Consider the following 9,581-nt stretch of genomic DNA (forward strand, 5'->3'; position numbering starts at 1 on the left):
CAATAACTTTGTAATCACACAAAATGCCCAACTGGACGGCTTTAGAGAAGGTAATGACATACAAATCATCCCCATAAAGACTTTTGTCATCCATTGAGCATAGGGTAACTCCCTCAGTCTCTTTCGCATCATCTCCAAAAATTCGTGGGGTCGCGGTCATGTACAGGCGTTTTTGACCGGCAATATAGGCATTGTCGTGAATACGAACAAAGGCGGACTCATCATCCCCTTCAAAGGTCGCACCTGTGGTCCGGTGAGCTTCATCACAAATGATGAAATCAAATGCAGGAAAACCCAGTTTTTGCGCCTGATGGATGACCTCAACAGAGTGGTAGGTAGAAAACACCACGTTCATATAAGGCGGCTTATCACTGCCGAAGATATCAGGCTGATTAAACGCTTTGACGAGGCTGTTCGCATTCGTGGTCGCCGGATATTTCAGGTCGCTGATACCAACAACGACATTGTCATCATGGTTTTTCTTACCCACATCACTGTCAGAGCAGACAGCAAAACAGCGCAGGTCTATCAGCGTATCCTGTGTCCATTCATCCAGCGTCTGACTCAACAATGCCAGACTGGGCACAAGGAACAGTACGGTTTTCCCCCGTCCGGCAACCGCTTCAGCGATACGCAGCGAGGTGAAGGTTTTCCCTGTGCCGCACGCCATAATAAGCTTGCCGCGGTCGGCAGTCGTCAGCCCTCTTTTCACGGCTTCAAGCGCGGGAGTCTGATGAGGTCGGAGTTGTTTTTTTGCTTTCATCACCGGTTTGTAGGCCGGATCAAAATCGAATTGTGACCAGTCCAGTGCGCTTTGCTCAAGGTCTGTCAGGCTTAACGCAGTGACAGGAACGGCCTTGTCCCGCAGCATATTTTTAGCTTCCTCCGTCCAGTTATCCGTAGAGGCAACGATATAGCGGAGCGTAAAATACGTTTTATCGGAGGCAGCCAGAAAACTATCAATATCCTTTTTGGCGATTTTAGTCTGATTGTAGTTTTTGCACTGGATAGCATGAAACTCCCCCGTTTTGGTTACGGCGACCAAATCAATGCCATCATCTTTTTTCTTCGTGATCCCAACGGTTTCACCGTACTGAGAAACCCATCCGCCATAGCTCAGCACGTCACTGTACAGCTCGGCATATTTAGGTTCATGGAGGAAATACTGCACACAAAGGTTTTCAAAGGTTGTACCTTTGTCCCGCTGTGTTGGTGAAGCCTGTTCAATTTTTGTCAGCAATGCAGAAAGTGCATTCATCGTTGATATCCTTAATGTCCTTTATTTGCTGGGGTTATCAGATCCCCCCGACACGTTTAATTAATGCTTTCTCCGCCGGAGATCGACGCACAGCGTTCTGTGCTCTATGATGTTATTTCTTAATAATCATCCAGGTATTCTCTTTATCCCCTTTATCACCATACGTAGTGCGAGTGTCCACCTTAACGCAGGGCTTTCCGTCACAGCGCGATATGTCAGCCAGCGGGGCTTTCTTTTGCCAGACCGCTTCCATCCTCTGCATTTCAGCAATCTGGCTATACCCGTCATTCATAAACCACGTAAATGCCGTCACGCAGGAAGCCAGGACGAAGAATATCGTCAGTACAAGATAAATCGCGGATTTCCACGTATAGCGTGACATCTCACGACGCATTTCATGGATCATCGCTTTCGCCGTATCGGCAGCCTGATTCAGCGCTTCTGTCGCCGGTTTCTGCTGTGCTAATCCGGCTTGTTTCAGTTCTTTCTCAACCTGAGTGAGCGCGGAACTCACCGATTTCCTGACGGTGTCAGTCATATTACCGGACGCGCTGTCCAGCTCACGAATGACCCTGCTCAGCGTTTCACTTTGCTGCTGTAATTGTGATGAGGCGGCCTGAAACTGTTCTGTCAGAGAAGTAACACGCTTTTCCAGCGCCTGATGATGCCCGATAAGGGCGGCAATTTGTTTAATTTCGTCGCTCATACAAAATCCTGTCTATCGTGAGAATGACCAGCCTTTATCCGGCTTCTGTCGTATCTGTTCGGCGAGTCGCTGTCGTTCTTTCTCCTGCTGACGCTGTTTTTCCGCCAGACGTTCGCGCTCTCTCTGCCTTTCCATCTCCTGATGTATCCCCTGGAACTCCGCCATCGCATTGTTAACAAGGGACTGAAGATCGATTTCTTCCTGTACGTCCTTCATGGCATCACTGACCAGTGCGTTCAGCTTGTCAGGCTCTTTTTCAAAATCGAAGGTGATGCCGGCAGCGACTTCCGGCTCAGGTTGCTGCGCCGGCTTAACGGACGCATCATCCCGTTCGTGGATGGCTTCCCGCAGCGAGGTGGTAACATCAATGACGCAGTCCCGTTCATCACGGGACTGCTGCGCCTGTCTTTCCGCTTCCCTGCGCGCAAGAATGGACTGTAACTGTTCAGTATCGAACCGCTGAACCTGACCCGCGCCCAGATGCCGCTCAGGCTCACGGTCAATGCCCTGCGCCTTCAGGGAACGGGAATCAACCCGGTCAGCGTGCTGATACCGTTCAAGGTGCTTATTCTGGAGGTCAGCCCAGCGTTCCCGCTGGGCAACAAGGTATTCTTTGCGTTCGGTCGGTGTTTCCCCGAAACGTGCCTTTTTTGCGCCACCGCGCTCCGGCTCTTTGGTGTTAGCCCGTTTAAAATACTGCTCAGGGTCACGGTGAATACCGTCATTAATGCGTTCAGAGAACATGATATGGGCGTGGGGCTGCTCGCCACCGGCTATCGCTGCTTTCGGATTATGGATAGCGAACTGATAGGCATGGCGGTCGCCAATTTCCTGTTGGACAAAATCGCGGACAAGCTCAAGACGTTGTTCGGGTTTTAACTCACGCGGCAGGGCAATCTCGATTTCACGGTAGGTACAGCCGTTGGCACGTTCAGACGTGTCAGCGGCTTTCCAGAACTCGGACGGTTTATGCGCTGCCCACGCAGGCATATTGCCGGACTCCTTATGCTCAAGGTCGGAGTCTTTTTCACGGGCATACTTTCCATCACGCGAAATGTAATCGGCATGGGGAGAGGCACTGCCTTTCCCGCCGGTTTTTACGCTGAGATGATAAGATGCCATCGTGTTTTATCCCGCTGAAGGCGCGCACCGTTTCTGAACGAAGTGAAGAAACGTCTAAGTGCGCACTGATAATAAAAAGCTTATCAGTGATTCTACCTGCATTTGACCTCGGCCGCCATTCCTGACCATAATTTCCACATCAACATTCAGAGGATAAAACAGTCATGGCTAAAAGCGAAAAACAGGAAAAATGGGCAGCAGACAGAGTGCAGTACATTCGCGGCTTAAAGTCGCCGAATGAACAGCAGAAACTCATGCTGATACTGACGGATAAAGCGGATAAAACAGCGCAGGATATCAAAACGCTGTCCCTGCTGATGAAGGCTGAACAGGCAGCAGAAAAAGCGCAGGAAGCCAGAGCAAAAGTCATGAATCTGATACAGGCCGAAAAACGGGCAGAAGCCAGAGCCGCCCGTAAAGCCCGTGACCATGCGCTGTACCAGTCAGCCGGACTGCTTATCCTGGCGGGTCTGGTTGACAGCCAGACGGGGAAGCCTGTTGATGATACCGCTGCCTTGCTGGGTGCATTAGCCAGTCTGAATGACCTGTCGAGGGATAATCCGAAGTGGTCAGACTGGAAAATCAGAGGTCAGGAACTGCTGAACAGCAAGAAGTCTGACAGCACCGCATAGCAGACCCGCCATAAAACGCCCTGAGAAGCCCGTGACGGGCTTTTCTTGTGTCATGGGTAGATTTCCTTGCATGAATCCATAAAAGGCGCCTGTAGTGCCATTTACCCCCATTCACTGCCAGAGCCGTGAGCGCAGCGAACTGAATGTCACGAAAAAGACAGCGACTCAGGTGCCTGATGGTCGGAGACAAAAGGAATATTCAGCGATTTGCCCGAGCTTGCGAGGGTGCTACCTCATTCTTTCGTGTTTGAAGGTATGTTTTTTGGAGGAGCAAACGCTGTTTGCGACATCCTTTTATCATATCGCTCAACTGGCACTGGCGGTTAGTTATCCACAAAGCTGGGATCTATTCTTTTTTATCTTTTTTATTCTTTCTTTATTCTAGTGATTTTAATGTTTTGTTTTATAAGTAAAAAATACATGAAAGGTTAAGTGAAAATTAGGAAAGGTTAAGCAAAAATTAGGATCTCCTTTCAAAAGGTTAAGTGAAAATTAGGTAATCCACACAACCACATAAAAGGTTATGACAATGAAATTGACATAACCAATCGGAAGGGTTATGTTGTTTTAAAATCACAACCAATGGTTTTAGTCATGGCTGAATTGGTAGTATTCAAAGCAAACGAGCTTGCGGTTAGTCGTTATGACCTAACAGAGCACGAAACGAAACTAATCCTGTTTTGTGTTGCAAAGCTAAACCCTACATTAGAAACACCAGATGAAACTGAACGAACGGTTAAATTTTCATGCTCCGAATATTCTTCATTTATGGGGATAAGTTATGAGAATGCGTGGGGGCGATTAAATACATCAACACGAGAGTTATTTAAGCGGTCTATTGAATTAATATATCCAACAGGTGCTGTATCTATGCGTGTTTTTAATTGGGCTGAATATGCAGAGTTCAATAGGGAAACACAAGAGGTAACTTTAGTTTTTAGTAAATATATAATCCCATTACTATTTCACCTAAAGAGATTCATTAAATACAACCTCGAGCATGTTAAGTCCTTTGAAAATAAATACTCAATGCGCATTTATGAATGGCTGCTAAAAGAACTAACGCAAAGAAAAACACATAAAGCCAATATTTCAATAAGCATTGATGAGTTTAAATTCATGCTAATGTTAGAAAAAAGCTACCCAGAATATAAATTACTAAATCATTGGGTTTTAAAACCAATTTCAAAAGATTTAAATACCTATAGCAATATAAAACTATCTATTGATAAGCGCGGTCGTCCTGCTGATACGCTGATCTTCCAAGTTGAACTGGATAAACAAATTGACCTTGTGACTGAGCTAGCAAAAGAACCAATATCAAAAAAAGAAGATAACTCAATCCGTTTAACGCCTGAAAATCGTCTGCATGAGGGGCTAAAAACAACATTACATGATGCTTTAACTGCGAAAATACAACTTACTGGATTTGAAGCTAAATTCCTGAGTGACATGCAGAGTAAGTATGATCTCAACGGCTCATTTACATGGCTGACTCAAAAACAACGAGCCACGCTAGAGAAAATTTTAGCTAAGTACGGACGGAACTGAGGTATCTATGGCTTTAGTATCAATAAGCGAAGCAGCCAGACTAACTGGAAAAAGCCGCACAACAGTACAGTCATACATTAAGCAGGGAAAACTGACCAAGTGCACAGATAGCGGTGGTGCTTCAAAACTAGACACATCAGAGCTTCTACGTGTTTTCGGATCATTTACTGGTCAGCAGGTTGGCAGTGAACAATCAGGCAGTACTGTGCAGCATTTGGCAGGCGATTTTGTGCAGTTACCTGACCAGAATTTGCTACATGAAAACTATGCCTTAAAAGCTGAAATAGAACTCGTAAAGGCATTGCTGCGTGAGAAAGAGCTACTACTCGATGAAAAAGACAAACGCAATGAGGATCTCAAACATGCTTTGCTGCTAATCGAGTCTAAACTGCCGAATACATCGGAACCAGTGACACCTCATGTGGTGAAAAAATCATGGCAATTCTGGAAGAAATAGCGTTTTCAGCCGGCAAACCGACTGAAACCGGATCTGCGATTCTGATAACAAACTAGCAACACCAGAACAGCCCGTTTGCGGGCAGCAAAACCCGTACTTTTGGACGTTCCGGCGGTTTTTTGTGGCGAGTGGTGTTCGGGCGGTGCGCGCAAGATCCATTATGTTAAAAACGACAGGATTCATGAAAATCATCAAAATTGTGCAGGATGGTTTTTCCATCCTGCACACCTATCGATTAGATATCTAATTTAGGCAGGCTATTGACGATTTTCTGAGTTTCCAGGCTGACAGTGATAATTCTCAGGAATAGCTCTAGTGGGTATCTAGGGTTATTCATTGTTTCAACTGCCCAGTCATTAGCATCATTCACAATACCGCTATCTTTATGAGTAGAGACACCTTGCCGCTCCATCACCCATTCAAGAGCTGGCTTGCCATTCACAACGTAGTCATAGGCTTCAGTTGGAATGTTTTTTATGCGAATTTTATTGTTATAGATGACCGTATCTTTTTCACCTTTTTTGGCGAACTTCATCTTCTCGACATAAAAATCGTCTTTTCCTAATTGAGAATAACTAATAAGCCCTGTATCAATATTCGCTTTATATGGCTCAACTGTTTCATAGTTCAAATGATACCCGGCTAATTTGCGACCAGCATCAGAAAAAGCCCAAAAATCATTTATATTCTTTACACATGGTATTCTTGGCAGTTCTTTAGTTAGATTGTCACTATAACGATTACGGTAATCTTGGCTGTGTAAAAGCCCATAAAGATAGTAAAAAACATCCTCCTTAGTGATGGCCATATCATTAAGGTGGCTGCTGAAATAATTTAACCCTTCATCACTTATACCATACTTTCTTTTTTTCTCAGTTGCATTTAAAAAACCAACATCATCACTCAATGAACTTTCATCATCATACAAATAAAGAGGAAAACACTGAGAACCTGCATCCATAAGATTAAGATCCATAAGGCAGTTTGAAATTAATACTGAAAAACCTTTCTTACCGCCAAGACCTGTAACTGCTATTATTAAATTATCACCACCAATTGGAAATATCTTTGGAAATTGACCGACTCGATGCGTTAACCCACCACCAAAGTAGAGCCATTGTTTCTGGAATGGCCTATATAGTGATTCCCTAATATTTAAAGGCTCGAATTTTATTTTTTTCCCACTAGAAAACGCTGATATGAGACTACTTGACCAACTTATTGATTTTACATCAAAAATAGGCTCCACTCCTGATGACAAGTTCTCATTGTAAAATGAAATCGTTCTATTAATATTATCAACTAGCTTTGATCTACTACTTTGATAAACCCAAGCATCCCTGTTAGTTCCTACACCCAGCGAATAATTTAAAAACAAAGATGTGCTTTTTTTATTTTTTTTATTTCCAATCTCAATAAATTCATAGAAACTATCATCCCTTTGGTTAACCCAATCGTTATATGAGTCAGGAACAATCGATTCCCACTTACTTTTAATTTCAGCACCATCAACACTTGAAACTTTTGAGATAAATTCTAATTTCTCCTCTCGCGACAAATAGTCTCCTATTTTAAAGAACTTCAGTTCCCCTTTGCTTTTCCTCTCTCTGTTTTTCACTAAAATAGTGATAGCAACTGGTGTTCTTATTTCAAAAATCCCAGCCCCCTCTTTTTTCGCTAACTCGCCAGAACTCCTTCTTGAATTACCTTGCAAGTGAAATACATATATTGAACTAAACTCATCAATTAAGCACTTCCTGAGCCCATCAGTTGAATTTGAGTCAATATAGCCAGCATTGGTTATAAATCCAATTACGCCTTGCTCACCAACGCGGTCACTTGCCCATCGAATAGCTCGAATATAAGAATCCATCAGATTTTTTGTTGACGTTGCCTTGGAGTTTAAAGCATATGTATCTTTAATTCTTTTATCTAAGCCAGGGTAAGATATATTTGCGTTGTTGTCATTCGCAGAGCCCTGACCAGCTGAGTATGGAGGATTCCCGACAATGACTCGAATATCCAGCGCTTTTTGACGCTTACGGCGTTCACTGTTATCAACCAAAACCTCACTGACCAGGTCATCTTTCTCATACATTTCAAAGGTGTCAGTCAGACAAATCCCTTCAAATGGCGTGTACTCTGATTCTTCCGTGATGCTGTGATACACCGCCTCAATATTAATGGCGGCAATGTAATAGGCTAACAAGACGATTTCGTTGGCATGGATTTCATTTTTAAACTTGTAAGCCAGTTTATCTGACGGGATAAGACCACTTTGCAGCAGGCGGGTGATAAACGTACCGGTTCCGGTGAATGGGTCAAGAATATGCACACCTTTGTCGGCGAGTGTTTGTCCGAACTCCTTTTTCAGCACGTCATTCACGCTGTGAATAATAAAATCAACCACCTCAACAGGCGTATACACAATTCCCAGACGCTCAGTCATTCTCGGGAACGCGTTTCTGAAAAACTTATCGTACAACTGTACGATAATCTGCTGTTTACCTTCTGCGGTGGTAATGCCGTCTGCACGCATTTTTACCGACTCATAGAAGCTGTTCAGCGTGCTGGCTTCTTTTTCGAGATGATGCTCCTGTAACGTGTTAAGCACGTTCTGCATCGCCATACTCATCGGGTTATGGTCGGTAAAATTGTAATCGGCAAACAGGGCATCAAAGACCGGCTTGGTTATCAGATGCTGTGCCAGCATTTCAATGATTTCATCGTCGGAAACACTGTTATTCAGATCATCACGCAGTTCATCGGCAAATGCCCTGAAGGCACTGATTTCTATTTTATTCCCCGGATTTTCGAGAATGCCCCGAATGCGGTCGATATGGGTACGGGCAATTTTAGCAATGTCGTTTGCCCAGTCCTCCCAGTGATGCCGGTTACCGCATTTTTTAACGATTTTTGCGTACAGGGCGCGCTCAATCTCACCAACGGAAAACTCAATATCAAACTGTTCAGGAGCGGGGCTCACGGCTGAACCAATGCCACTGCTTTTACGCGCTTTTCCTGCTATCTCAGATTTTTTCGTCTGCCGTTTGGTTTTCTTCACCACTTTATCGGCTACCGCGATCACTTCCATTCTGCCGGTATCTTTACCGTTAAACTCCAGCTTGTTGATCATGGCATCAAAGCGGTCATCATGCGCCCTGAGTGCATTCAGCACCTGCCAGACAACACGGTAAGCCTGATTATTGTTCAACGCATTCTCCGGCTCTTCTCCGGCGGGAATGACAACCGGCAGAATGACGTAGCCCAGCTCCTTACCTTCAGCACGCCGCATCACACGTCCGACAGACTGCACCACATCCACCTGAGAGCTTCTCGGCGTTAAAAACAACACCGCATCCAGAGAAGGCACATCCACGCCTTCAGATAAACAACGGACGTTAGACAATATCCGGCAGACATTTTCATCCGTGTCCGCTTTCAGCCATTCAATTTTGGATTTTTTCTCAGTGGCATTCATGCTGCCGTCAACGTGCTTCACCTGACACTGAAGTTTTAATGATGGGTCAATCGCCTTATCCGGTGCGGTTTCCCTGAGAAGTTCGATCTCGGAGGCCTGATAAGCCTCAACCACTGCTCCGAACATTTCAGTGATCAGTTTAGAACTGACCTTATGCGTCTTTCCGCGAAAGTCTTTTTCTATCACCTGACAGAACGCAACAGCCCGTTTCATCGCATCAGGGTGAACGCCATCTGCCCCCGCCAGTCCCTGCTTTGCCAGTGCTTTCCAGCAACCCACAATCTTTGCCGCATCATCGACTTTGAGCTGATTATTTTCATCCTTCAGCAGAGACTGAATGCGGCGGCTGACATGCTTTTCTTCCACGGCAAGCA

The 9,581-nt window shown here is 44.9% G+C and carries 7 protein-coding genes; 3 read left to right on the top strand and 4 right to left on the bottom strand.

What is annotated here, in order from left to right:
• The 3 genes from HMPREF0201_RS22245 to mobA all read right to left on the bottom strand — a co-directional run.
• Positions 1–1,258 (bottom strand): restriction endonuclease (locus tag HMPREF0201_RS22245; RefSeq protein WP_016517638.1); only part of this gene is annotated, 1,258 nt, incomplete at its 3' end.
• Positions 1,259–1,370: 112 nt separating this feature from the next.
• Positions 1,371–1,964, bottom strand: coding sequence for a mobilization protein MobX (locus HMPREF0201_RS22250; RefSeq protein ID WP_016517639.1), 594 nt, complete (start codon positions 1,962–1,964; stop codon positions 1,371–1,373).
• A gap of 12 nt (positions 1,965–1,976) precedes the next feature.
• Positions 1,977–3,086 carry a mobilization protein MobA gene (mobA, locus tag HMPREF0201_RS22255; protein WP_016517640.1) on the bottom strand — a complete coding sequence of 370 codons (1,110 nt, stop codon included), beginning with the start codon at positions 3,084–3,086 and terminating at the stop codon, positions 1,977–1,979.
• A 164-nt stretch (positions 3,087–3,250) separates the two neighbouring features.
• On the opposite strand from mobA, the gene traD reads away from it, so the two are divergent.
• The 3 genes from traD (at position 3,251) to HMPREF0201_RS22270 (ending at position 5,726) form a co-directional block, all read left to right on the top strand.
• Positions 3,251–3,718: a conjugal transfer protein TraD gene (traD, locus tag HMPREF0201_RS22260; RefSeq protein ID WP_016517641.1), complete on the top strand. Its 468-nt coding sequence runs from the start codon at positions 3,251–3,253 to the stop codon at positions 3,716–3,718.
• Between the two features lie 594 nt (positions 3,719–4,312).
• Complete coding sequence (locus HMPREF0201_RS22265; RefSeq protein ID WP_039899550.1) at positions 4,313–5,269, top strand: replication initiation protein; 957 nt, start codon at positions 4,313–4,315, stop codon at positions 5,267–5,269.
• A 7-nt stretch (positions 5,270–5,276) separates the two neighbouring features.
• Positions 5,277–5,726: a helix-turn-helix domain-containing protein gene (locus tag HMPREF0201_RS22270; protein WP_016517644.1), complete on the top strand. Its 450-nt coding sequence runs from the start codon at positions 5,277–5,279 to the stop codon at positions 5,724–5,726.
• 235 nt (positions 5,727–5,961) lie between these two features.
• Here HMPREF0201_RS22270 and HMPREF0201_RS22275 read toward each other — a convergent pair whose 3' ends face one another.
• Positions 5,962–9,573, bottom strand: coding sequence for a type ISP restriction/modification enzyme (locus HMPREF0201_RS22275; protein WP_244878538.1), 3,612 nt, complete (start codon positions 9,571–9,573; stop codon positions 5,962–5,964).
• Positions 9,574–9,581 lie beyond the last annotated feature (8 nt).

The sequence above is a fragment of the Cedecea davisae DSM 4568 genome (assembly GCF_000412335.2).
In the GTDB taxonomy this organism is placed as follows: domain Bacteria; phylum Pseudomonadota; class Gammaproteobacteria; order Enterobacterales; family Enterobacteriaceae; genus Cedecea; species Cedecea davisae.